Origin of the sequence: Micromonospora sp. NPDC049060 (genome assembly GCF_040649055.1) — a bacterium.
Taxonomy (GTDB): domain Bacteria; phylum Actinomycetota; class Actinomycetes; order Mycobacteriales; family Micromonosporaceae; genus Micromonospora; species Micromonospora reichwaldensis.
Genome location: NZ_JBEZEV010000099.1, coordinates 1 through 23223 on the forward strand (window position 1 = coordinate 1; position 23223 = coordinate 23223).

The 23223-nt window shown below is 75.4% G+C and carries 20 protein-coding genes, 1 rRNA gene and 1 pseudogene; 18 read left to right on the forward strand and 4 right to left on the reverse strand.

What is annotated here, in order from left to right; all coding sequences use genetic code 11:
- Positions 1–105, forward strand: a 5S ribosomal RNA gene (gene rrf / locus AB0B83_RS26090); the annotation flags it as partial.
- 91 nt (positions 106–196) lie between these two features.
- Here rrf and AB0B83_RS26095 read toward each other — a convergent pair.
- The gene (locus AB0B83_RS26095) at positions 197–1999 is read right to left on the reverse strand and encodes a hypothetical protein (RefSeq protein WP_357580381.1); all 1803 of its coding nucleotides are present in this window, start codon (positions 1997–1999) and stop codon (positions 197–199) included.
- Here AB0B83_RS26095 and AB0B83_RS26100 point away from each other — a divergent pair.
- Positions 1964–2920, forward strand: coding sequence for a Replicase polyprotein 1ab (locus AB0B83_RS26100; protein ID WP_357580378.1), 957 nt, complete (start codon positions 1964–1966; stop codon positions 2918–2920). The two genes, AB0B83_RS26095 and AB0B83_RS26100, sit on opposite strands and share 36 nt — an antisense overlap.
- Positions 2917–3933 (forward strand): HAD-IIA family hydrolase, encoded by a 1017-nt coding sequence (locus tag AB0B83_RS26105; protein ID WP_357580367.1) that lies wholly within the window; start codon positions 2917–2919, stop codon positions 3931–3933. The genes AB0B83_RS26100 and AB0B83_RS26105 overlap by 4 nt, the downstream gene beginning before the upstream one ends.
- Positions 3934–4063: 130 nt before the next feature.
- Here the strand turns inward: AB0B83_RS26105 and AB0B83_RS26110 are convergent, their stop codons facing one another.
- Positions 4064–4402, reverse strand: a complete 339-nt coding sequence (locus tag AB0B83_RS26110; RefSeq protein ID WP_132234479.1) for an SCP2 sterol-binding domain-containing protein — start codon at positions 4400–4402, stop codon at positions 4064–4066.
- A 113-nt stretch (positions 4403–4515) separates the two neighbouring features.
- Here AB0B83_RS26110 and AB0B83_RS26115 point away from each other — a divergent pair, with 113 nt between their 5' ends.
- The 13 genes from AB0B83_RS26115 (at position 4516) to AB0B83_RS26175 (ending at position 20302) form a co-directional block, all read left to right on the forward strand.
- Positions 4516–5142 carry a hypothetical protein gene (locus AB0B83_RS26115; RefSeq protein WP_357580368.1) on the forward strand — a complete coding sequence of 209 codons (627 nt, stop codon included), beginning with the start codon at positions 4516–4518 and terminating at the stop codon, positions 5140–5142.
- Positions 5143–5170: 28 nt separating this feature from the next.
- Positions 5171–5479 carry a hypothetical protein gene (locus tag AB0B83_RS26120; RefSeq protein WP_327027799.1) on the forward strand — a complete coding sequence of 103 codons (309 nt, stop codon included), beginning with the start codon at positions 5171–5173 and terminating at the stop codon, positions 5477–5479.
- Positions 5480–5500: 21 nt separating this feature from the next.
- On the forward strand, positions 5501–6361 hold the full coding sequence (locus tag AB0B83_RS26125) for a TlyA family RNA methyltransferase (RefSeq protein WP_357580369.1): 861 nt from the start codon (positions 5501–5503) through the stop codon (positions 6359–6361).
- A gap of 40 nt (positions 6362–6401) precedes the next feature.
- Positions 6402–7319 carry an NAD kinase gene (locus AB0B83_RS26130; RefSeq protein ID WP_357580370.1) on the forward strand — a complete coding sequence of 306 codons (918 nt, stop codon included), beginning with the start codon at positions 6402–6404 and terminating at the stop codon, positions 7317–7319.
- Positions 7320–7420: 101 nt separating this feature from the next.
- Positions 7421–9178 carry a DNA repair protein RecN gene (gene recN / locus AB0B83_RS26135; protein WP_357580371.1) on the forward strand — a complete coding sequence of 586 codons (1758 nt, stop codon included), beginning with the start codon at positions 7421–7423 and terminating at the stop codon, positions 9176–9178.
- Between the two features lie 119 nt (positions 9179–9297).
- Positions 9298–10476 carry a putative cytokinetic ring protein SteA gene (gene steA / locus AB0B83_RS26140; protein WP_132234430.1) on the forward strand — a complete coding sequence of 393 codons (1179 nt, stop codon included), beginning with the start codon at positions 9298–9300 and terminating at the stop codon, positions 10474–10476.
- Positions 10477–10503: 27 nt separating this feature from the next.
- Positions 10504–11445: a copper transporter gene (locus AB0B83_RS26145; RefSeq protein ID WP_357580372.1), complete on the forward strand. Its 942-nt coding sequence runs from the start codon at positions 10504–10506 to the stop codon at positions 11443–11445.
- A 61-nt stretch (positions 11446–11506) separates the two neighbouring features.
- Positions 11507–12373, forward strand: coding sequence for a hypothetical protein (locus AB0B83_RS26150; protein WP_357580373.1), 867 nt, complete (start codon positions 11507–11509; stop codon positions 12371–12373).
- A gap of 1 nt (position 12374) precedes the next feature.
- Positions 12375–14075 (forward strand): lipid II flippase MurJ, encoded by a 1701-nt coding sequence (locus AB0B83_RS26155; protein WP_357580374.1) that lies wholly within the window; start codon positions 12375–12377, stop codon positions 14073–14075.
- Between the two features lie 55 nt (positions 14076–14130).
- Complete coding sequence (locus AB0B83_RS26160) at positions 14131–15297, forward strand: glycosyltransferase family 4 protein (RefSeq protein ID WP_357580375.1); 1167 nt, start codon at positions 14131–14133, stop codon at positions 15295–15297.
- A complete protein-coding gene (locus AB0B83_RS26165; RefSeq protein ID WP_357580376.1) occupies positions 15297–17684 on the forward strand; it encodes a hypothetical protein in 2388 nt (795 codons plus the stop codon). Before AB0B83_RS26160 ends, AB0B83_RS26165 begins: the two co-directional genes overlap by 1 nt.
- Before the next feature lie 151 nt (positions 17685–17835).
- A complete protein-coding gene (locus tag AB0B83_RS26170) occupies positions 17836–19587 on the forward strand; it encodes a CTP synthase (protein WP_357580377.1) in 1752 nt (583 codons plus the stop codon).
- Positions 19588–19696: 109 nt separating this feature from the next.
- Entirely contained in the window at positions 19697–20302 is a 606-nt protein-coding gene (locus AB0B83_RS26175) for an NUDIX hydrolase (RefSeq protein ID WP_311413955.1), read from the forward strand.
- Positions 20303–20367: 65 nt separating this feature from the next.
- Here the strand turns inward: AB0B83_RS26175 and AB0B83_RS26180 are convergent, their stop codons facing one another.
- The gene (locus AB0B83_RS26180; RefSeq protein ID WP_357580379.1) at positions 20368–20709 is read right to left on the reverse strand and encodes a TM2 domain-containing protein; all 342 of its coding nucleotides are present in this window, start codon (positions 20707–20709) and stop codon (positions 20368–20370) included.
- 226 nt (positions 20710–20935) lie between these two features.
- Here AB0B83_RS26180 and ald point away from each other — a divergent pair, with 226 nt between their 5' ends.
- Both ald and AB0B83_RS26190 read left to right on the forward strand, forming a co-directional pair.
- Positions 20936–22051, forward strand: coding sequence for an alanine dehydrogenase (ald, locus tag AB0B83_RS26185; protein ID WP_132234416.1), 1116 nt, complete (start codon positions 20936–20938; stop codon positions 22049–22051).
- A 23-nt stretch (positions 22052–22074) separates the two neighbouring features.
- Positions 22075–23055, forward strand: a complete 981-nt coding sequence (locus AB0B83_RS26190; RefSeq protein ID WP_357580380.1) for a site-specific tyrosine recombinase XerD — start codon at positions 22075–22077, stop codon at positions 23053–23055.
- Here AB0B83_RS26190 and AB0B83_RS26195 read toward each other — a convergent pair.
- A pseudogene (locus AB0B83_RS26195) lies at positions 22986–23223 on the reverse strand (hypothetical protein); the annotation flags it as partial. The gene AB0B83_RS26190 and the pseudogene AB0B83_RS26195 overlap by 70 nt on opposite strands.

Sequence of the window (23223 nt, forward strand, 5' to 3'; positions counted from 1 at the left end):
GGCGGAGGGGAAACGCCCGGTTACATTCCGAACCCGGAAGCTAAGCCCTCCAGCGCCGATGGTACTGCACTCGGGAGGGTGTGGGAGAGTAGGACACCGCCGGACAACTTTTCCAGTCGAGGGCCGCCCCATCCGGGTCGGCCCTCGACTGCGTAGCGTCGTAGGTGACGCAATGAGGAAGGATGTACCTGTGAGTTCAGGATCGCAGGGCGGAGATCGTCCCCGTCGCTACGAAGACCGTTCGGGTGGACGCGAGGGAGCGCCGCGCCGCGACGACCGGCCCCCGTACCGCGAGGACCGGGGCGGCCAGCGCGGCGGACACGCCGGCGGCGACCGCCGTGACGGCGACTCCCGTGGTGGCGACCGCCGAGAGGGCGGCTTCCGGTCCGGTCCGCGTGCCAGTGATTCCCGCGGTGGTGGCGCCCCTCGTCGGGACGTCGGCGACCGCCAGGGCGGCTTCCGCAGCGACCGTGAGGGTTTCCGGGGCGGCGACCGCCGCGAAGGTGGCTTCCGTCGAGACGGTGACGAGCGATCCGGCGGCTACCGTGGCGGCGACCGTCGTGAGGGCGGCGACCGTCCGGGTGGTTTCCGTGGCGGTGACCGCGAGGGTGGTTTCCGTGGTGGGGACCGTCGTGAGGGTGGTTTCCGTTCGGGGCCGCCGCGTGAGGGTGGCTTCCGTGGTGGCGACCGTCGTGAGGGTGGCGATCGTCCGGGTGGTTTCCGTGGTGGCGACCGCGAGGGTGGTTTCCGCGGCGGTGACCGTCGTGAGGGTGGCGATCGTCAGGGTGGTTTCCGTGGTGGGGACCGTCGTGAGGGTGATTTCCGTTCGGGGCCGCCGCGTGAGGGTGGCTTCCGTGGCGGCGACCGCCGTGAGGGCGGCGACCGTCCAGGTGGTTTCCGCGGTGGCGATCGTCAGGGTGGTTTCCGCGGTGGCGACCGTCGTGAGGGTGGCGATCGTCCGGGTGGTTTCCGTGGCGGCGACCGCGAGGGCGGTTTCCGCGGTGGGGACCGTCGTGAGGGTGGCGACCGTCCAGGCGGCTTCCGCGAAGGTGGCTACCGTGGCAGCGACCGCCGTGAGGGTGGCGATCGTCCGGGTGGTTTCCGTGGCGGCGACCGCGAGGGCGGTTTCCGCGGTGGGGACCGTCGTGAGGGTAGCGACCGTCCAGGCGGCTTCCGCGAAGGTGGCTACCGTGGCAGCGACCGCCGTGAGGGTGGCGATCGTCCGGGTGGTTTCCGTGGCGGTGACCGCGAGGGCGGTTTCCGCGGTGGGGACCGTCGTGAGGGTGGTTTCCGTTCGGGTCCCCCGCGTGAGGGCGGCTTCCGTCGTGAGGGTGGCGACCGTCCAGGTGGCTTCCGTGGTGGCGACCGCGAAGGTGGCTACCGTGGCGGCGACCGTCGTGAGGGTGGCGATCGTCCGGGTGGTTTCCGTGGCGGTGACCGCGAGGGTGGTTTCCGCGGTGGGGACCGTCGTGAGGGTGGCGATCGTCCGGGTGGTTTCCGTGGCGGCGACCGCGAGGGCGGGTTCCGCCGCGAGAGTGGCGACCGCCCGGGCGGTTTCCGTGGCGGAGACCGCGAGGGCGGTTTCCGCGGTGGCGACCGTCGTGAGGGCGGCGACCGTCCGGGTGGTTTCCGTGGCGGCGACCGCGAGGGCGGGTTCCGCCGCGAGAGTGGCGACCGCCCGGGTGGTTTCCGTGGCGGAGACCGCGAGGGCGGCTACCGCGGTGGCGACCGTCGTGAGGGCGGCGACCGTCCAGGCGGCTACCGGGGCGGCGACCGCGAAGGTGGCTACCGGGGCGGAGAACGCCAGGGGGACCGTCGTGAGGGCGGCTTCCGGGGCGGAGAGCGTCGCGACGAGCGGCGGGAGCGTCCCGAGGCGGAGGGGGAGCGTACGGCGGCCCCCGCGCTGCCCGACGAGATCGTCGCGACCGACCTCGACAAGGACGTCCGGGCCGAGCTGCTCTCGCTGGCGAAGCCGGTCGCCGAGACGGTCGCCCGGCACCTGGTGGCGACGGGTCAGCTGATCGACGAGGACCCGGCCGAGGCGCTGGCGCACGCGCTGGCGGCCCGTCGGCTGGCGTCCCGGATCGCGGCCGTCCGCGAGGCGGTCGGCCTGGCCGCGTACCACGCGGGGGAGTGGCAGACCGCGATCGCGGAGCTGCGCACGTACCACCGGATGAGCGGGTTGCAGAGCCACCTGGCCGTGCTCGCGGACTGCGAGCGGGCGCTGGGCCGGCCCGAGCGGGCGATCGACCTGTTCCGTGGCGCGGACCGGGAGAAGCTGGACCAGGCCGTGGCGACCGAGCTGCTGATCGTGGCGGCCGGGGCGCGCGGCGACCTGGGCCAGAAGGATGCCGCGGTGGCCATGCTCCAGGTCCCCGAGCTGACGAGCGAGACGGCCGAGCCGTGGACGGCCCGGCTGCGGTACGCGTACGCCGACGCGCTGCTCGCGGTCGGTCGTCGTGACGAGGCCCGCGAGTGGTTCTCCCGGGCTGCCGACGTCGACACCGAGGGCGAGACCGACGCCGCCGAGCGGCTGCTGGAACTCGACGGTGTGGTGATCGAGGGCGACGAGGAGGACGAGGAGTCCGCCGAGGCGATCGCCTCCGGTCCCGGCGCCCCGGGTGCGGTACCGGCCCGGCCGGACGCCGACCTCGCCAGCGACACGGAGTCGACCGACGCCGACGCCGACGAGGACGAAGGCGAAGACGACGAGGACGACGAGGACGACGAGGACGACGACCAGGACGACCAGGACGAGGCCGCGGTCGCGGCGGTGCCGTCGGACGACCTGACCGACGACGAGCTGACCGACGACGAGGCGGACAACGTCGCGACCGGTACGCGCGGCGACGACAGCGGGGCCGCCACCGGCGGTGGCGAGCCCACCGCCTCCGGCGAGTCGGGCACCGCGCAGCGATGACGACGGGTGCTGGGGAACGGCTGGTCGACGGGTACGCCCTGGTCGTCTTCGACCTGGATGGCGTGATCTACCTGATCGACCGGCCGGTCCCCGGCGCGGTCGAGGCGGTCGGCCGGCTGCGCGCCGAGGGCCGCTCCGTGGCGTACGCGACCAACAACGCCTCGCGCCGCTCCAGCGAGGTGGCCGACCTACTCACCGGGATGGGCGTGCCCGCCCGGCCCGAGGAGGTGCTCACCTCGGCGGCGGCCGCCGCGGAGCTGCTTCGCGACCAGCTTCCCGCCGGCGCCGCGGTGCTGGTCGTCGGCACCGAGGCTCTGCGGGCCGAGCTGCGCGCGGTCGGGCTGACCCCGGTGTCCCGGGCCGACGAGTCGCCGGTAGCGGTGGTGCAGGGGTTCGGTCCGCAGGTCTGCTGGGCGGACCTGGCCGAGGCGTCGGTGGCCGTACGCGGCGGCGCGACCTGGGTCGCCACCAACACCGACCCGGCCCTGCCCAGCGATCGTGGACCACTGCCGGGCAACGGTGCCCTGGTCGCCGTGCTGCGTACCGCGCTGCGCCGGGATCCCGACGTGGTCGTCGGCAAGCCCGAGCCGGCCCTGTTCACCACGGCGGCCCGACGTGCCGGCGAGGGCCGGACGCTGCTGGTGGGCGACCGGCTGGACACCGACATCGAGGGCGCCCGGCGGGCCGGCCTGGACAGTCTGCTGGTGCTCACCGGCGTGAGCGACGCGGCCGAGCTGCTCGCCGCCCCGCCGCACCGCAGGCCGACGTACGTCTCGATGGACCTGGCGGGGCTCTTCGACCCGACGGCCGTGGTGCGGGTCCCGGGCCCGGCGGACGCCAGCGGCTGGTCGGTGGCCGCGCGGGACGACGCGCTGGAGCTGGCCGGGTCGGGCCGTGCGCTGGACGCCCTGGCGGCGCTCTGCGCGACCGCCTGGTCGGCGCGGCCGGCGCGGATCCGTCCCGGCTCGGCCGAGGCGGAGAAGGCACTGGCCGAACTCGGCCTGTCCGCCTGACGGCCGCCGACGCCGAACTCCATCCCGCCGACGTCCGCTGACGCCGAACGCATCCGGCTGACGTCCGTCGACGAACTTCATCCCGCCGACGGCCGCCCGCGTTCCCGGGTCAGGCAGCGTGCGGGTCGACTCAGAGCAGCTTGCGCAGCTTCATCAGGTCGAGCGGGTTGGCCTTGATCGACACCCGCCGGGACGTGACCGCCCGGGTGATGTCGAGTTCGCCGCGGACCAGTGCGAGCAGGTCGTCGCTGCCGGTGCTCAGCGCGATCTTGGCCTTCGGGTCGTCGCCGTCGGCCAGGTCGACCAGGCGGCCGCCGGAGAGCCGGCCGTGGAAGGCGGTCTCCAGGTCGGTGATCCGGCAGGCCAGCGTCCGGTCGAAGTCGACCTTCTCCCGCACCGTCTCCGCGTTGCGGTCCAGCCGGGCCGCCAGATCCCGCAACGCCTGCCGGCATTCGTCCACGCTGGCCACCATCGCCCCCTCACCGCTCGCCACGCCGTCCCCGGCACCGTACCGCACAGGGCGTCGCGGGGTGCCCGGTAGCGTGGCACCTGCACACCCCCGCCCCGCGGAAGGAAACAGGCATGCAGGACGCGTGGCGCGCCTACCTCGAGCTGGCCATGGGCCTGACGGAGGCGCCCCGGAAGAAGGCCCAGGACGCGGTTCGCCGGGTCGTCGGCTCGGGCGGGGCGACCGCCGCCCAGCTGCAGACCCTCGCCGAGGAGCTGGTGTCCACGGGCGCGGCCAACCGGGAGTCGCTGACCAAGCTGGTGCGGTTCGAAGTGGACCGGGCCCTCGGCGCGGTGGGGCTCGCCACCGCCGACGAGGTCGCCGAGCTGACCCGCCGGGTGCACGAGCTCGAGCGCCAGCTCCGGGACGCCAAGGCGAGCCTCGGCGCCCCGCCGGTGCCGGCCGGTCCAGGGGCGCCGGTGCCCGCAGGCACCGGGGCGTCGGCGCACCCGGTGCCCGCCGGCGCCGGGCCGTCGCCCGCCCCGGGCGCGGCCGAACCGGCCGTACCGACCTCGACGGCCCCCGCCCCGGTGGCGAGGCCGGCCGTCGCGAAGAAGGCACTGGCCAAGAAGGCCGTGGCGAAGAAGACGGTGGCCAAGCGGACGCCGTCGGCCCTCGCCCCGACCGAGGGCGCCGCGGAGCCGGTCCGGCCGGTGAAGAAGGCACCGGCCCGCAAGCGGCCGCCGGAGGACGAGGCGTGACGCGCCCGGCCCCGGCCGGGAGCGGGTCGTGAGCGGCCCCTTCCGGCCCGGCCCGCCGCCCGGCGCCCGCCCCGGCCCGCCGGGTGCCGGCCACGGCTCGGCGACCGGCCCGTTCCGGCCCGGTCCGCCGCCGGCCGCCCGGCCGGGCCCGCGCCCCGCTCCGCCGTCGTTGCCGGAGTCCGCCGACGACCTCGGCGACGACCGGCATCCCGCCGTGGACGCCGCCGTACGGGCCATGGCCAACGCCGCGACGCTCGCCCCGGCCGACCAGATCGCGCAGTACGAGGCGGCGTACGAGACGCTGCGGGAGACCCTCGCCACCATCGACCAGACCTGACCGACCGGAGAAGAACCACGCATGGCACGTCGTAACCGGCTGGACGCCGAACTCGTCCGCCGCGGGCTGGCCCGGTCCCGGGAACAGGCCGCCGCGCTGGTGGAGGCCGGCCGGGTCCAGTTGCGCGGGGTGCAGGCACGCAAGCCCGCCGCGATGGTCGACCCCGCCGATCCGCTCCTGGTCACCGGCGAGGACCCCGGCTCGGAGTACGTCTCCCGGGGCGGGCACAAGCTGGCCGGAGCGCTGGCCGCCTTCGCCCCGGGCGGGCTGACGGTGGCCGGCCGGCGGTGCCTGGACGCGGGCGCCTCCACCGGCGGCTTCACCGACGTGCTGCTGCGGGCCGACGCGGCGGAGGTGGTCGCGGTCGACGTCGGCTACGGGCAGCTCGCCTGGCCGCTGCGCAACGATCCCCGGGTGCGGGTCTTCGAGCGCACCAACGTCCGTACGCTGACGCCGGAGGTCATCGGCGGCCCGGTCGACCTCACGGTCGCCGACCTGTCGTTCATCTCCCTGCGGCTGGTGCTGCCGGCGCTGGCCGGCTGCACCCGGCCCGACGGTGACCTGGCGCTGATGGTGAAGCCGCAGTTCGAGGTCGGCAAGGAGCGGGTGGGCGCCGGCGGGGTGGTCCGGGACCCGTCGCTGCGCGCGGAGGCCGTGCTCGACGTGGCCGCCGCGGCGGCCCGGCTCGACCTCGGCCTGGCCGACGTGGCCGCGAGTCCGCTGCCCGGGCCGAGCGGCAACGTCGAGTTCTTCGTATGGTTACGCCGGGACGCACCGCCGGCGGACCCGGAGCGGGTGCGCGCGGTGGTGACCGCCGGGCCGGGTGGCCCGGTGCCGTCCGGCGACCAGCCGGACGCGGCGACGGAGGAGGTGGCCGGGTGAGTGGACTGGCGAGCCCCGCGGTCGCGGGCGTGCCGCGCGGATGCCGCGTGGGCACGACGGGACGGCCGTCCCGGTGAGCCGCACGGCACTGCTGGTGACGCACACCGGTCGCCGGCGCAGCACCGAGCACGCCCGCGCCGTCGCCGCCGACCTGATCTCGGCCGGCTTCGAGGTGCGGGTCGTGGCCGAGGAGGCCGACGACCTCGACCTGCCCGGAGTGGTCCCGGTGACCGGCCTCGAGGCGGCCGAGGGCGCGGAGATCGTCTTCGCGCTCGGCGGGGACGGCACCTTCCTGCGCGCGGCGGAGCTGGCCCGCCCGGAGAAGGTGCCGCTGATCGGCATCAACCTCGGCAAGGTCGGCTTCCTCGCCGAGGCCGAGATCGACGACCTGGACAGCGCGGTACGCGACGTGGTCGAGCGCAACTACACAGTCGACGAGCGGCTCACCCTCGACGTGACCGCCGAGTTCGACGGCGGCCCGACCATCGAGTCCTGGGCGCTCAACGAGATCAGCGTCGAGAAGGGCGAGCGCGCCCAGATGCTGGAGCTGATGGTCGACGTGGACGGCCGCCCGCTGTCGCGGTACGGCTGTGACGGCGTGGTCTGCGCGACCCCCACCGGCTCGACGGCGTACGCGTTCTCCGGCGGCGGGCCGGTGGTCTGGCCGGAGGTGGAGGCCCTGCTGCTGGTGCCGATCAGCGCGCACGCGCTGTTCAGCCGGCCGCTGGTCACCGCGCCCACCTCCAGGTTCGTCATCACCGTCGACCCGTTCACCACCCTCGCCGTGATGTCCTGCGACGGCCGACGGGTCTACGACCTGCCGCCCGGGGCGCGGGTCACCGTGCGGCGCGGCGCGCTGCCGGTGCGCGTCGTGCGGCTGCGGGACCGCCCGTTCACCGACCGGCTGGTGGCGAAGTTCGACCTGCCCGTGCACGGCTGGCGCGGCAACCGACGCTGACCCGGGGGCCGGCCGCCCCGGTGGGGTGTCGGCGGGCGGACGCACCGGTGTGCGCACGCCGGCTGGTCAAGTGTCGGGGGCCGCGTCTACTGTCGGTTGCTGTGCTGGAAGAGCTGCGCATCACCGGACTGGGCGTCATCGAGGACACCACGCTGCCGCTGACCGGCGGCATGAACGTCATCACCGGCGAGACCGGAGCGGGCAAGACCATGGTGGTCACCGGCCTCGGCCTGCTCTTCGGCGGGCGGGCCGACGCCGGGCGGGTGCGCGCCCAGCCGGGCCGGGCGGTGGTCGAGGGCCGGCTGCGGCTCGCGGGCCGCGTCGCCGCCACCGTGCACGCGCGGATCACCGACGCGGGCGGCGAGCCCGACGAGGACGGCTCGGTGCTGCTGAGCCGCACCGTCACCGTGGAGGGCCGCTCCCGGGCGTACCTGGGCGGGCGGAGCATGCCGGTGTCGATGCTCGGCGAGGTGGGCGAGCAGGCGGTGGCGGTGCACGGCCAGTCCGACCAGCTGCGGCTGCTGCGGCCGGCCGAGCAGCGGGCCGCGCTGGACCGCTTCGCCGGCCCGGAGCACGAGAAGCTGCTCGACGCGCTGCGCGAGGCGTACGCCCGCTGGCGCGCGGTGGTCGACGACCTGTCCGACCGGCGGCGCAACGCCCGCGAGCGCAACCAGGAGGCGGACCTGCTGCGGCTCGGCCTCGACGAGATCACCCGGGTGGACCCGCAGCCCGGCGAGGACGACGAGCTGAAGGCGGAGGCGCAGCGGCTGGAGCACGCCGAGGGGCTGCGCACCGCGGCGCAGGTGGCCCACCAGTGCGTCGCCGGCGGCGTGGAGGCGACCGACGAGACGCCGGACGCGGCGGCGTTGCTCGGCACCGCCCGCCGCACCCTGGAGGCGCAGGCCGGCACGGACCCGGCGCTGGGTGAGCTGGCGGGGCGGCTGGAGGAGGCGGCGACCCTCGTCACGGACGTCTCCGCCGAGCTGTCGGCCTACCTCGCCGCGCTGGACGCCGACCCGGCCCGGTTGCAGACCGTCTACGAGCGGCGGGCGGCGCTGCGCGCGCTCACCCGCAAGTACGCCGACGACGTCGACGGGGTGATCGCCTGGGCCGAGCGTGCCCGCACCCGGCTGGCCGACCTGGACACCTCCGACGACCTCCTGGACGAGCTGGACCGGGAGGCCTCCCGGCTGGCCGGCGAGGTGGCCGACCTGGCCGGCCGGGTGTCGACGTCGCGGCAGGAGGCGGCGACCCGCTTCGCCGAGCAGGTCACCGTCGAGCTGGCCGGGCTGGCCATGCCGCACGCCCGGATCGAGGTGGCGGTGCTGCCCCGCGCGGCCGGCCGCGCCGAGCCGACCCTGCCGGTCAACGGCACCGAGGTCGGCGTCGGCCCGGACGGCGGCGACGAGGTCGAGCTGCGCCTGCTGGCTCACCCGGGCGCGCCCTCGCTGCCGTTGCAGCGCGGCGCCTCCGGCGGTGAGCTGTCCCGGGTGATGCTCGCCATCGAGGTGGTCTTCGCCGGCTCGGGCGGGCCGCCCACGCTGGTCTTCGACGAGGTCGACGCCGGGGTCGGCGGCCAGGCCGCGGTCGAGATCGGCCGGCGGCTGGCCCGGCTGGCCCGCAGCCACCAGGTGCTGGTCGTCACCCACCTGCCGCAGGTGGCCGCGTTCGCCGACCGGCACCTGGTGGTGGCGAAGGACACGGGCGGGGCGGTCACCACGAGCGGGGTCCGGGTGGTGGAGGACACCGAGCGCGCCCGGGAGCTGGCCCGGATGCTCGCGGGTTTGCCCGACTCGGACCTGGGTATCGCGCACGCCGAGGAGCTTCTCGCCGTGGCGGCCCGGGAAAGGCGCCCGTGAGGTCGGCGATTGTGAGCACAGGCACACCGGCCTGCGCGTTAGTGTGCTTCCCTGGGTAGGCGGCCCTGCTCAGGCATGTCGCGACAGAATTGCCTGCCTCACATGCCAGGATGGTCACGATGCGTCTACCCACGTTGCGCCGGACCCGGAACGCGGAACCGGGCAGGATCCTCGGCACCGCACGCCTCGACCGCCGGACAAAACGCCTGGTCGGCCGGCTCCGCCCCGGTGACATCGCGGTCATCGACCACGTCGATCTCGACCGGGTCGCCGCCGACTCGCTCGTCGCCGTCGGTGTCGGCGCCGTGCTCAACGCGAAGCCGTCGGTCTCCGGCCGCTACCCCAACCTGGGGCCCGAGGTGCTGGTCGCCGCCGGCATCCCGCTCCTGGACGACCTGGGGGAGGGGGTCTTCGAGCGGATCCGCGAGGGCGACACCGTCCGGATCGAGGGCAACACCGTCTTCCTCGGCGACGAGCCGGTGGCGCACGGCAGCCTCCAGGACGCCGAGTCGGTGGCCAAGTCGATGGCCGACGCCCGGGAGGGGCTGTCGGTCCAGTTGGAGGCGTTCGCCGCCAACACGATGGACTACCTCCGCCAGGAGCGCGACCTGCTCCTCGACGGGGTCGGCGTGCCGGAGATCCAGACCGAGATGCAGGGGCGGCACTGCCTGATCGTGGTGCGCGGCTACGACTACAAGGCCGACCTGGACGTGCTGCGTCCCTACATCCGCGAGTTCAAGCCGGTCCTGATCGGCGTCGACGGCGGCGCGGACGCGCTGGTGGAGGCCGGCTACACGCCGGACATGATCATCGGCGACATGGACTCGGTCACCGACGACGTGCTGCGCTGCGGCGCCGAGGTGATCGTGCACGCCTACCCGGACGGCCGGGCGCCCGGCCTGGCCCGGGTCAACGGCCTCGGCGTGCCGGCGGTGACCTTCCCGGCGGCGGCGACCAGCGAGGACCTGGCCATGCTGCTGGCCGACGAGAAGGGCGCCTCGCTGCTGGTCGCGGTCGGCACCCACGCCACGCTCGTCGAGTTCCTCGACAAGGGGCGCGGCGGGATGGCCTCCACGTTCCTGACCCGGCTCAAGGTCGGCGGCAAGCTGGTCGACGCCAAGGGGGTGAGCCGGCTCTACCGGCAGAGCATCTCCGGGTCGTCGCTGCTGCTGCTGGTGCTCTCCGCGATCGCGGCGATGGCGTCGGCGGTGGCGGTCTCCACCGTCGGCAAGGCGTACTTGGGCGTGGTCTCCGAGTGGTGGAACAATTTCGTGTTCCAGCTCGAACAGCTTTTCTAGCGTCCCACCGATCAAGAGGCTGCAGGTGTGATCAATTTCCGGTACCACGTGGTGTCCCTGACCGCGGTCTTCCTCGCGTTGGCGATCGGTCTGGTGGTCGGCACCGCCGCCCTCAACGGCCCGGTTGCCGACTCGCTCAAGGAGAACGTCAACGCGCTGCGCAAGGACAACCAGCAGATGCGCCAGGCGGTCCAGAGCATGGAGAAGGAGCTGGAACTCGAGGAGGACTTCGCGGCCCAGATCGCGGAGGTCGTCCTGCCGGGCACGCTGACCGGCAAGCGGGTGCTGGTCGTCGGCCTGCCCACCGGGCGCGACCACACCGAGGGTGTGGTCAAGATGCTCCAGCTCGCCGGCGCCCAGGTGACCGGTCGCATCGACCTGCAGGACAAGTTCATCAACCCGGACAACAACAACAACCTGCTGGAGCTGGCGGTCACCGCCGCGCGTCCCACCGGCGCGCCGACCGCCGACCTGCCGAGCAACAGCAACGGTGTCGAGACGTCCAGCGCGCTGCTGGCCAGCGTCCTGATCGACCGGGCGGCCGGCGCCACCCCCGTCACCGAGGCCGACCGGCGGGCGGTGCTCGCCGCCTACGTCAACGCCAACTACCTGACCACCGAGAAGCCGGTCACCGCGCCGGCGGAGGCCGTCGTCCTGGTCAGCGGGCAGCCGTACGTGGACAAGGACTCGGCGAAGAAGGACGAGTCGGTGCTGAAGGTCGCCGAGCAGTTCGACCAGGCCGGGATCCTCGTCGTGGGCGGCAACGGCTCGGCCGGTGGAAACCTGGTGGCCGCCGTGCGCAGCGACCCCGTGCTGGTGCAGACCATCTCCACCGTTGACAACGCCAACACCGTCCAGGGCCAGCTGGTCACCGCCCTCGCGCTGGTGCAACAGGTCACCGAGAAGAAGGCCGGACAGTACGGTGTCGGCGACAACGCGTCGTCCCTGCTGCCTAGACTGCCCCAGTGAGCGAACGACGTACCCCGCTGTCCGGATCCCGCCTCGCCGACGTACGGCGGGAGGGACGCGCGTGAGCCTGCTCGGTCGACTGCTGATCGCCGGCGCGGGCGCCGCCGCCGCCCGCTACGCCCTGCGCGAGGTGCGCACCTCCCCGGCCGGTCCCGCACTGGAGCGGACCAACTTCCGCGGCCGCACGGTGAGCCTGGCCGCCGGCCCCGCCCTCGCCGCAGGTGCCGCCGCGACGGGCGCGTTCGGCGCCTCCAGCGGCCCGTCGGGAGCCGCGGCCCTGGTCGCCGGGGTGGGCGCCGGGGCGGTCGGGCTCTACGACGACGTGGTGGGCACCCGGCCGGAGCAGAAGGCGGCCAAGGGGTTCGCCGGGCACCTGGCCGCGCTGCGCGAGGGCCGGGTCACCGCCGGGCTGGTCAAGGTCGTCGGGGTGGGGGCCGCGGGCCTCGGCGCCGCCGCGCTGCTCGCCGCCGACCCCCGGGTCGCCGGGCACCGGCGTCGCCAGCGGCAGGGCGCGCTGGGCCGGGGCGTCGACGTGCTGCTCGGCGCCGGTGTCATCGCCGGCACCGCGAACCTGCTCAACCTGCTGGACCTGCGTCCCGGCCGGGCGCTGAAGTCCGGCCTCCTGCTCGGCGCCCCGCTGGCCGGTGGTCCGCACGGCGGGATCGCCGCCGGGGCCGTCGGCGCCGCCGCCGGGCTGCTTCCCGCCGACCTCGGCGAGGACGTGATGCTCGGCGACAGCGGCGCGAACGCGCTCGGCGCGCTGCTCGGCGTGGCGCTGGCCGCGCGTACCGGGCCCGTCGGGCGGGCCGGGCTGCTCGCCGTGCTCGCCGGCCTCACCGCGGCCAGCGAGAAGGTCAGCTTCACCCAGGTCATCCAGCGCACCCCCGGGCTGCGCGAGCTCGACGCACTGGGCCGGCGCGCCGACTGACGTGACGACCCCGGCACCCCTCGCCGGCGCCGGCCGTGTCGCCGGAGCGGCCGCGCTCATCGCCGTACTCACCGTCCTCAGCCGGCTCGCCGGCTTCGGCCGTACCGCCGTCTTCACCTGGGTCGTGCAGAAGAGCGACCTCGGCGGCATGTACGTCATCGCCAACACCGCACCGAACATCATCTTCGAGATCGTGGCCGGTGGCGCGTTGGCGAGCCTGGTCGTACCGCTGCTGGCCGGGCCGGTCGCGGCCGGTGACCGGCGCGCGGTGTCCGCCACCACCGGGGCCCTGCTCACCTGGACGGTCACCCTGCTGGTGCCGCTGGCCGTCCTGGTCGCGGTGGCGGCCAACCCGATCGTGTCGCTGCTCAGCGAGGGGCGCTCCGAGGCCGAGTTGGCGGCCGGGGCGCGGATGCTGCGGGTCTTCGCCCCGCAGCTGCCGCTCTACGGCGTCGGCATCGTGCTCACCGGGGTGCTCCAAGCGCACCGCCGCTTCGCCTGGCCGGTGATCGCGCCGCTGCTGTCCAGCCTCACCGTGATCGTGGTGTACCTCGCCTTCGCCGGAACCGAGGGACGAAGCGTCGGCGTGGCGCAGGTGAGCGGTGGAGGCGAGCTGCTCCTGTCGGCCGGCACCACGCTGGGCGTCGTGGTGCTGTCGCTGTCCCTGCTGATCCCGCTGCGCCGGTTGCGCCTGCGGCCACGCCCCGGGTACGCGTTCCCGCCCGACGCCCGGGCGCGGGTGGGCGCGCTGGCGATGGCCGGGGCGGTCACCGTCACCGCGCAGCAGCTCGCGCTGCTGGTGCTGCTCAACCGCGTCTCCGGCGGCCCGACCGGTTCGCCGCAGGTGTTCAACCTGGCCCAGACCATGTACCTGCTGCCCTGGGCGGTGCTGGCGGTCCCCCTCGCGGTGGCGGCGTACCCGACGCTGGCGACCGCCGCCGCGGCGGGGCGGGACGAGGAGTACCAGCGCACGCTCTCCTCGACCGTGCGTGGGGTGCTGCTGTTCAGCTGCCTCGGCGCGGCGGCACTGGTCGGCACGGCCGCGCCGGTCGCCGCGTTCTTCTACCCGGGCGACCCGGGTTCCACCGCCGCGGCCATCGTCGGCTTCGCCCCCGGGCTGCTCGGCTACGGCCTCTTCGCGGTGCTCTCCCGCGCCCTCTACGCACGTGGCGACACCCGCCCGGCGACCTTCGCGATCACCGCCGGCTGGCTGGCCGTGCCGGTGGTGGCGGTGCCGCTGGCGGTCCTCCTGCCGGTGACGGACCGGGTGCTCGCGGTCGCCCTGGCCAACTCGGCCGGGATGGTGCTGCTCGGCGGGCTGCTGCTCGTCGCGGTGTGGCGCTCGGCAGGGCGTCCCGCGCTCGCCGGAGCGGGCCGGGCAGGCGCCGCCGGACTGCTCGCCGGCGCCCTGGCCGCGCTCGCCGGAACGGCCCTCGCCCGCTGGCTCGACGCGGCCGCCGGCGGCACCCCGACGACACCGGGCGCACTCGTGCAGGGCATGCTGTCCGGAGCCCTGGTCGGCGTCGTGTTCCTCGCCGTCGTCTGGCTGGTCGACCGGCGGGACGTGTCGCCGCTGCTCGCCGGGGTGCTCCGGCGGCTGGGCAGGGCGGGCCGGCGTGGGCCGGCGGCCCCCGCCGATGGGACGGGCGAGGGCGACATCCCCCCGGAACGGGGTGGCGGGAAGGAGACGGTGTCCCGGTGAGCGGGTGCAGGACGGGTGACCGGCCGACGACTACCGACGAACGGGGGTGGTCGCGGTGACGCAGCCGGCACCGTTTCCCGGCTGGCGCGGCACGGTGGCCCTGCTGCTCGCCTCCAGCACCGGCGGCGTCGGGCAGCACGTCCGCTCGCTGGCCGAAGGGCTGACCGCCGCGGGCGCCTCCGTGCTGGTCTGCGGCCCCGCCGCGACGCAGGAGCAGTTCGACTTCACGGGCGTCGGCGCCCGGTTCCTGCCGGTGGAGATCCCGGCCAGCCCGACCCCGGCCGACGCCCGCGCGGTCACCGCGCTGCGCCGGGCCCTCGCCGCCGAACCGGTCGACGTGCTGCACGCCCACGGCCTGCGCGCCGGGCTCGTCGCCGTGCTCGCCCGGCCCGCCGCCCCGCTCGTGGTCACCTGGCACAACGCGGTGCTCGCCGGCGGCCTGCGCGGAGGCGTGTCGCGCCTCGTCGAGCGGGTCGTCGCCCGGGGCGCCCGGGTGGCGCTCGGCGCCTCCACCGACCTGGTCGAGCGGGCCACCGCGCTGGGCGCGGCGGACGCCCGGCTCGCCCCGGTCGCCGCGCCGGCACTGCCCGCGCCGCGCCGCCGCCGGGCCGCCGTCCGCGCCGAGTTCGGCGTCGGCCAGGACCGGCCGCTGATCCTCTCCGTGGGCCGGCTGCACCCGCAGAAGCGGTACGACGTGCTGATCGACGCCGCCGCCCGGTGGCGTACCCGGACACCGGCGCCGGTCGTGGTGATCGCCGGCAGTGGCCCCGCCTACCTGCCGCTGGCCGCCCGGATCTCCGCCGCCCGGGCCCCGGTGACCCTGCTCGGGCACCGCACCGACGTGGCCGACCTGCTGGCCGGGGCCGACCTGGCGCTGGTGACCAGCGACTGGGAGGCCCGTCAGCTCTTCGCGCAGGAGGCGATGCGGGCCGGCGTACCACTGGTGGCGACGGCGGTCGGCGGCCTGCCGGAGCTGGTCGGCGACGCCGCGGTGCTGGTGCCGCCGGCGGACGTGGACGCCGTCGACGCGGCCGTGCGCGCCCTGCTCGACGACGAGGCCGGGCGGGCCGAGCTGGGGCGGCGCGGCGCCGCCCGGGCCGCCTCCTGGCCCACCGAGGCGGACACCCTGGCCCAGCTGGCGGCGCTCTACGCCGAGCTGGCCCCGCACGGCGCCGGACCGGCCGCCCCCGGTGCCGACGCCCCGTCGACGGGACGCCGGTGATGCGGCGCAGAATCGCCCCGATCCTGCTGACCCTGGTCGTGGTGGCGCTGGGCATCACCGCGCTGACCGCACGCCCCGATCGGGCGGCGTCGCCCGGACGCACCGCCGACTTCGTGGTGCTGGTCGGGGTCGCCGGGCTGCGCTGGGAGGACGTCGACCCGCAGACCACGCCGACGTTGTGGCGGATGGCCCAGGACGGCTCGATCGGCTCCCTGTCGGTCCGTTCCGCGCACCGCCCGACCTGCCCGGTGGACGGTTGGCTGACCCTCGGCGCCGGCAGCTACGCCGCCTGGAACGGCAGCCGGCAGGCCGAGGGCTGTCCACCGGCCCAGGTGACGGTCGAGCAGCCCGACGGCATCGGCGCGAACCTGCCCGACCAGGAGAGCGTCGTCCTGCACAACCAGGAGCGGCTGCCCTGGGGCACGGTGCCCGGCGCGCTGGCGGAGTCGGTGCGCTGCTCGGTGGCGGTCGGGCCCGGCGCGGCCGTGGCCGCCGCCCGACCGTTCGGCCGTGTCGACCGGTACGCGCCGGCGCTCCCGGCGGACCCGGCGGCCCTGCTCGGCTCCTGCGTGCTGAGCATCGTCGACCTCGGCACGGTCACCGGCGAGGACCCGGCGGCCCGGGCCGCCGTCGCGAGGGAGGCGGACGCCCGCCTGGCCCGGGTGCTGGCCGCCCGGCCGCCCCGCTCGCTGGTGCTCGTCGCCGGGGTCTCCGACACCGACGCCCCGTCCCGGCTGCACGTCGCCGTCGCCGACGGGCCGGGCTGGGAAGGCGGGTGGCTCACCTCGGCCAGCACCGGCCGTGAGGGCTACCTGCAACTGGTCGACCTCGCGCCGACCGCGCTCACCGCGCTGGGCCGGCCGTTGCCCGAACGGCTCTTCCTCGGCCGACCCGCCGAGTCGGTTGGTGGACGGCCGGCGGACCTCGCCGCCGCGATCGCCGCGCCGGCGGACGCCGACCGGGAGGCGGCCGCCCAGCGCCGGGTGGCCGACTGGTTCTTCACGCTGCTGGCCGGCGCCCAGGTGCTGCTGGCCGTGGCGGTGCTGCCGCTGCTGCGCCGGGCACGCCGGCACGCCGGCCCGTACGGCCCGGAGCCGGTCTCGCGGCGGGTGGTGGCGGTCGTGGAGCTGCTGCTGGTCGCGGCGGCCCTCGCCGTCCCGGCCGCGCTGCTGGCCGACGCCGTGCCCTGGTGGCGCGGGGACCACGCGGGCGTCTACTTCGCCGGGGTGACCGTGCTGCTGCTGGTCGCCGGGACCGCCGTGGTGCGGTTCGCGCCCGGGCACGCGAGCACGCTCGGTCCGCTCGGTGCGGTGGCCGGCCTGACCACGCTGGCCGTGGGGCTGGACGTGCTCACCGGCGCCCGCCTCCAGCTCAACGGGGTGGTCGGCTACTCCGCGCTGGAGGGCGGTCGGTACGCCGGGCTGGGCACCGTCGGGCTCGGGGTGTTCCTGGCCGGGTCCCTGCTGAGCGCGGGATGGCTGGCCCAGCGGGTGCGCCGGTCCTGGCGGCCGCCCGTGATGGTGGCCGTCGGCGGCGCCGCCGTGCTGGTCGTCGGCAGCCCGTACCTGGGGGCCGACCCGATCGGCGCGATCGCGCTGACCGCCGGGCTGAGCGTCGCCGCGGCGATCAGCGCCGGCGGCTGGCTGACGATCAGCAGGCTCGCCTGGGCCACCATGGCCGGGCTCGCGCTGACGATCGGCTTCGCGGTGCTCGACCTGCGCCGGCCCGCCGCCGAGCGGGGCAGCCTCGGCCGGTTCCTGGCCGCCGTCGGTGACGGCACCGGCGGGCTCACCGTGCACCGCTCCAGCACGGCCAACTTCGACACCCTGGTCAACAGCCCGCTGACGGTGCTGGCCCTGGTCGGCGCCCTGCTGGTCTGGTTCGCCCTGCTCCAGCCGTGGGGCGGGCTGATGCGGCTCTTCGGCATCTACCCGGCGATGCGGGCGGCGATGGCCGGCACCGCCGTCGCCGCGGTGATCGGCGGGGTGCTGGGCGGCGACGCCCTGGACGTGGCCGGCGCGGCCGCCGCCCTGGTGGTGCCGATGGCGGCGCTGGCCGCGCTGCGGGTGCTCGACCACTCCACCGACCGCACGCTGCCCGACACGGGCCGCCCGCGCGACGAGGGGCCCGACGGTACGGGCGACGGCTCGGGCGGGGACAGCGGCGGGGGACCGGACGACGCCGGCCCGGACCGGCCGGCACCGACCGGCGCGGGGCCGGGCGCCGCCCGTACCCCCGATCCGGGTGCGGGACCGGCCACGGCGGCGGCGCCCCCGGCTCCGCGCGCCCCGGGCCCGGCGACCGGGGCGGCCGGGCCGACGGCCGGAACCGGCGCGGGGGAGCGCGCGCCGGCCGGCCTGGCATCGACCGAGGTCACCGCCGGCTGAGGCGCGGGCGGGACGTCCCGCAGCCCGCTCCGGGTGCGCCCGGCGGGTGGGCCGGGAGAGGTGTTACCGTGGAATCCCGTGGATCGCGTGATCACTTGGCTGATCGGCACGGCGGTCTGCACGACCGCGACGGACGACACGGGAGCAGGCCTTGGCCCCTTCAGCACGGACGACCAGGCACATTTTCGTCACCGGGGGAGTCGCCTCCTCGCTGGGTAAGGGCCTCACCGCCTCCAGCCTCGGCAACCTGCTCACCGCGCGCGGCCTGCGCGTGGTCATGCAGAAGCTCGACCCCTACCTCAACGTCGACCCGGGGACGATGAACCCGTTCCAGCACGGCGAGGTCTTCGTCACCGAGGACGGCGCCGAGACCGACCTCGACGTCGGGCACTACGAGCGGTTCCTGGACCGGGCGCTCTCCGGCAAGGCGAACGTCACCACCGGCCAGATCTACTCGGAGGTGATCGCCAAGGAGCGGCGCGGCGAGTACCTGGGCGACACCGTCCAGGTCATCCCGCACATCACCAACGAGATCAAGTCGCGGATCCTGGCGATGGCCGATCCGGACGACGACGGCCAGGTGCCGGACGTGGTGATCACCGAGGTCGGCGGCACCGTCGGCGACATCGAGTCGCTGCCGTTCCTGGAGTCGATCCGCCAGGTCCGCCACGACCTGGGCCGGGACAACTGCTTCTACCTGCACGTCTCGCTGGTGCCGTACCTGGCGCCGTCGGGCGAGCTGAAGACGAAGCCGACCCAGCACTCGGTGGCCCAGCTGCGCAGCATCGGCATCCAGCCCGACGCGCTGGTGCTGCGCTGCGACCGGGAGATCCCCGACAAGGTCAAGCAGAAGCTGTCGCTCTACTGCGACGTCGACCGCGAGGCCGTCACCGCCGCCCCGGACGCGCCGAGCATCTACGACATCCCGAAGGTGCTGCACCGCGAGGGCCTCGACGCGTACGTGGTGCGCCGGCTCGGCCTCTCCTTCCGCGACGTCGACTGGGCCAGCTGGGACGACCTGCTGGACCGGGTGCACCAGCCCCGGCACACCGTCACCGTCGCCGTGGTCGGCAAGTACGTCGACCTGCCCGACGCGTACCTGTCGGTAAGCGAGGCGATCCGGGCCGCCGGCTTCGGCCACCGGTCCCGGGTGCAGCTGCGCTGGGTGCCCAGCGACGAGTGCGTCACCCCGTCCGGCGCGGCGGCCGCCCTGGCCGGCGTCGACGGCATCGTCATCCCCGGCGGCTTCGGGGTGCGCGGCATCGAGGGCAAGATCGGCACCGCCCGGTACGCCCGGGAGAACGGCATCCCGCTGCTCGGCCTCTGCCTCGGCCTGCAGTGCATGACCATCGACGTGGCCCGGCACCTGGCCGGCCTGGAGGGCGCCAACTCGCTGGAGTTCGACGAGGAGGCCGCGCACCCGGTCATCGCCACCATGGCCGACCAGGAGGACATCGTGGCCGGCAGGGGCGACCTGGGCGGCACCATGCGGCTGGGCGCGTACCCGGCGGCGCTCGCCGAGGGCTCGCTGGTCGCCGAGGCGTACGGCAGCACCGAGGTCAGCGAGCGGCACCGGCACCGGTACGAGGTGAACAACGCCTACCGCGACGCGCTGACCAGGGCGGGCCTGCACATCTCCGGCACCTCGCCCGACGGGCGGCTTGTCGAGTTCATCGAGCTGGACCGGGACCTGCACCCGTTCTTCGTGGCCACCCAGGCGCACCCGGAGCTGAAGAGCCGGCCGACCCGGCCGCACCCGCTGTTCGCCTCCTTCGTGAAGGCAGCGGTGGCCTACTCGGAGGCCGACCAGCTCCCCGTCGACCTGGAGGCCGCCGAGAGCGCGGCGGCGAAGAACGCCGCCCGCAACGGCGGCGCCGCCGCGAAGGCGACGTCGGCCTCGTGAGCGAGCGTAGCGAGCGAACCACCGCGCACCGCAGCGCGGCGCCTCACGCCGCTGGCACGCGAAGCGGGGCGGCGGCGTGAGCGAGCGGGGCAGCGGGCACGACAGCGGCGTGAGCGCCGTCGAGCACCGCTACGAGGTGCGCTCGCGCACCGAGCGCTACCGGGGCCGGATCTTCGACGTGGTCAGCGAGGAGGTGACCATGCCGGGCGGCGGGACGGGCGTCCGCGACTTCGTCCGGCACGTCGGCGCGGTCGCCGTGGTGGCGCTCGACTCCGCCGGCCAGGTGGTGCTGATCCGCCAGTACCGGCACCCGGTGGGGCGGCACCTGTGGGAGCTGCCGGCCGGGCTGACCGACGTCTCCGGCGAGGACCTGGCCGCCGCCGCGGTCCGGGAACTGGCCGAGGAGGTCGACCTCACCGCCGGGCGCATCGACGTCCTGGTGGACCTGCACAGCTCGCCGGGCTTCACCAACGAGCTGGTCCGGGTCTTCCTGGCCCGGGACCTGGCCGACGTGCCGGCGGAGCAGCGGCACGAGCGTCGCGAGGAGGAGGCCGACCTCCAGGTCGTCCGCATCGACCTGGACGAGGCGGTCCGCATGGTCCTCGCGGGCGAGATCACCAACGCCTCCTGCGTGACCGGGCTGCTCGCCGCCGCCCGGGCCCGCGACACCGGTTGGTCGGCGCTGCGCCGGGCCGACGCGCCCCTGCCGGGCTGAGTCGGGAAGAACGTGAAGGGGCCGTGCGGTACGTCCGCACGGCCCCTTTCGTCGTTCCGGGTCGGTCAGTCGCGCAGCGGCCGGCCCTGCCCGTCGACGCCACCGTTGATCAGGATCAGGACACCGTCGACGAGGCCCCAGATGCCGCCGATGCCGCACGTCACGAGGGACACGATGAGCTGGATGACGCCGGTCTTGGTGTCGCCCATGTAGAAGCGGCCGACGCCGAAGGTGCCCAGCACGATCTGCAGGACGCCGGCGACGACCTTGCTCTTGTCGGAGACACCCGACGGGTACCCGGGCTGGTTGGGGTAGCCGGGCTGGTAAGGAGGTGTGGTCATGAGGCGACACCCTAGTGATCCACTGCTCTCCTGTCCGCAGCGGTACCCGAAGAGTGGGACGATAATGGATGAACACTGTCCTGACGGCTGAGGTGCGGGTCCCACCGCCGGCCCGGTTCACGCCTGACACATCGTCAGCGGGTGCGGGCACCGGATGTCACTGTGCTGCCTCATCGGGGGCGGCGACGCGCCTAGACTGCCGCCGGCGGGACCGGTGGACCGCGGCGGCAAAGGGGCCGTCGTGGCACCGCGCAGTCGGGGGAGCGCAGCCCCGAAGAGAGGTGTCTGCATCGTGAAGGTCGGAATCCCCCGCGAGGTCAAGAACCACGAGTACCGCGTGGCGATCACGCCGGCGGGCGTCAACGAGTTCGTCCGCAGCGGTCACCAGGTCTTCGTCGAGTCCGGCGCCGGCGTCGGGTCCAGCATCGGCGACGACGAGTTCGCCGCCGCCGGTGCCAAGATCCTGGCCACCGCCGACGAGGTGTGGGAGACCGCCGAGCTGGTGCTCAAGGTCAAGGAGCCGATCGCCGAGGAGTACCACCGGATGCGCGAGGGGCAGGTGCTCTTCACCTACCTGCACCTGGCCGCCTCGAAGGCGTGCACCGACGCGCTGGTCGACCGCAAGGTCACCGGCATCGCGTACGAGACCGTCGAGCTGCCCGACCGGTCGCTGCCGCTGCTCGCCCCGATGTCCGAGGTGGCCGGTCGCCTCGCCCCGCAGGTGGGCGCCTACCACCTCCAGCGGCAGGGCGGCGGGCGCGGCATCCTGATGGGCGGCGTCTCCGGCGTGTACGCCGCGAAGACGGTGGTCATCGGCGCCGGCGTCTCCGGCATGAACGCCGCCGCGATCGCGCTCGGCCTGCAGGCCGAGGTGCTGCTGCTGGACAAGAACGTCGCCCGGCTGCGCCAGGCCGACGCCATCTACCGGGGCCACCTGCAGACGGTCGCCTCCAACGCGTACGAGATCGAGCGGGCCGTGCTGGACGCGGACCTCGTCATCGGCGCGGTGCTGGTGCCCGGCGCGAAGGCCCCGACCCTGATCTCCAACGAGCTGGTCTCCCGGATGAAGCCGGGCAGCGTGCTCGTCGACATCTCCATCGACCAGGGTGGCTGCTTCGAGGATTCGCGTCCCACCACGCACGCCGAGCCGACCTACCAGGTGCACGACTCGATCTTCTACTGCGTGGCGAACATGCCGGGCGCGGTGCCGCACACCAGCACCTACGCGCTGACCAACGTCACCCTGCCGTACGCGCTGGAGCTGGCCAACCACGGCTGGCGCGAGGCGCTGCGTCGCGACCCGGCGCTGGCGCTGGGCCTGAACACCCACGACGGGCAGGTCACCTACGGCCCGGTCGCCGAGGCGCACGGCATGGCGCCCCTCGCGTTGGCCGACGCGCTGGCCTGAGAGGTGGCGGGCTGACCGGCACACTGGACGGGGCCGGCGCGGGCGTGGAGCCCGCGCCGGCCCTGCGTCGTGCCGTCCGCGGCTACCTCGACCACCTCACCGTCGAACGGGGACTGTCGGCGAACACGCTCGCGTCGTACCGGCGGGACCTGGAGCGCTACCTGGCCACCCTGGCGGCGGCCGGCGTGCCGGACCTGGCCGCCGTCGGCCCCGGGCAGGTCGAGGCGCACCTGGCCCGGCTGCGCGCCGGCGACGGGGAGCATCCGCCGCTCGCGGTCGCCTCCGCCGCGCGGGCGGCCAGCGCGGTACGCGGGCTGCACCGCTTCGCGCTGCGCGAGGGGCTGGCCGGCGCCGACCCGAGCCGGGACGTCCGCCCGCCCACGCCGCCGCGCCGGCTGCCCCGCGCGCTGCCGGCCGACGCCGTGGTGCGGCTGCTGGAGACCGCCGGGTCGCTGACCGCCGCCGGCGACCAGGCGCCGCTCGCGCTGCGCGACCGGGCGCTGCTGGAGTTCCTGTACGGCACCGGGGCGCGGATCTCCGAGGCGGTCGGCGCCGCCGTGGACGACCTGGACGTGGACGAGGGCACCGTGCTGCTGCGCGGCAAGGGCGGCCGCACCCGGCTCGTCCCGGTCGGGGGGTACGCCGTCGAGGCGGTGCGGGCCTGGCTGGTGCGGGCCCGCCCCGGGCTCGCCGCCGCCGGCCGGGGCACCCCGGCGGTCTTCCTCAACGCCCGCGGCGGCGCGTTGACCCGGCAGGGCGCGTGGACCATCCTGCGTCGCGCCGCCCAGCGGGCCGGGCTGCCGGTGGACGGCCCGGAGGCGGTCTCCCCGCACACCCTGCGCCACTCCTACGCCACCCACCTGCTCGACGGGGGCGCGGACGTACGGGTGGTGCAGGAGCTGCTCGGCCACGCCTCGGTGACCACCACCCAGGTCTACACCCTGGTCACGGTCGAGCGGCTGCGCGAGGTGTACGCCACCGCCCATCCCCGGGCGCGGGGCTGACCCACCCGGCTCCAACCCCGCCCGGCTCTGGCCCCGGCCCCGGCCGGCCCCGCCCGGCTCGGCCCTCGGCCCCGGCTCCGGCCGCCGCTCGCCTGCTCGGTGTCGCCGAGCTTGTCCCGGACCGCCTGGAGGTCGGTCTTGAGCTTCTCGATCTCCTTGCCGTTCGCC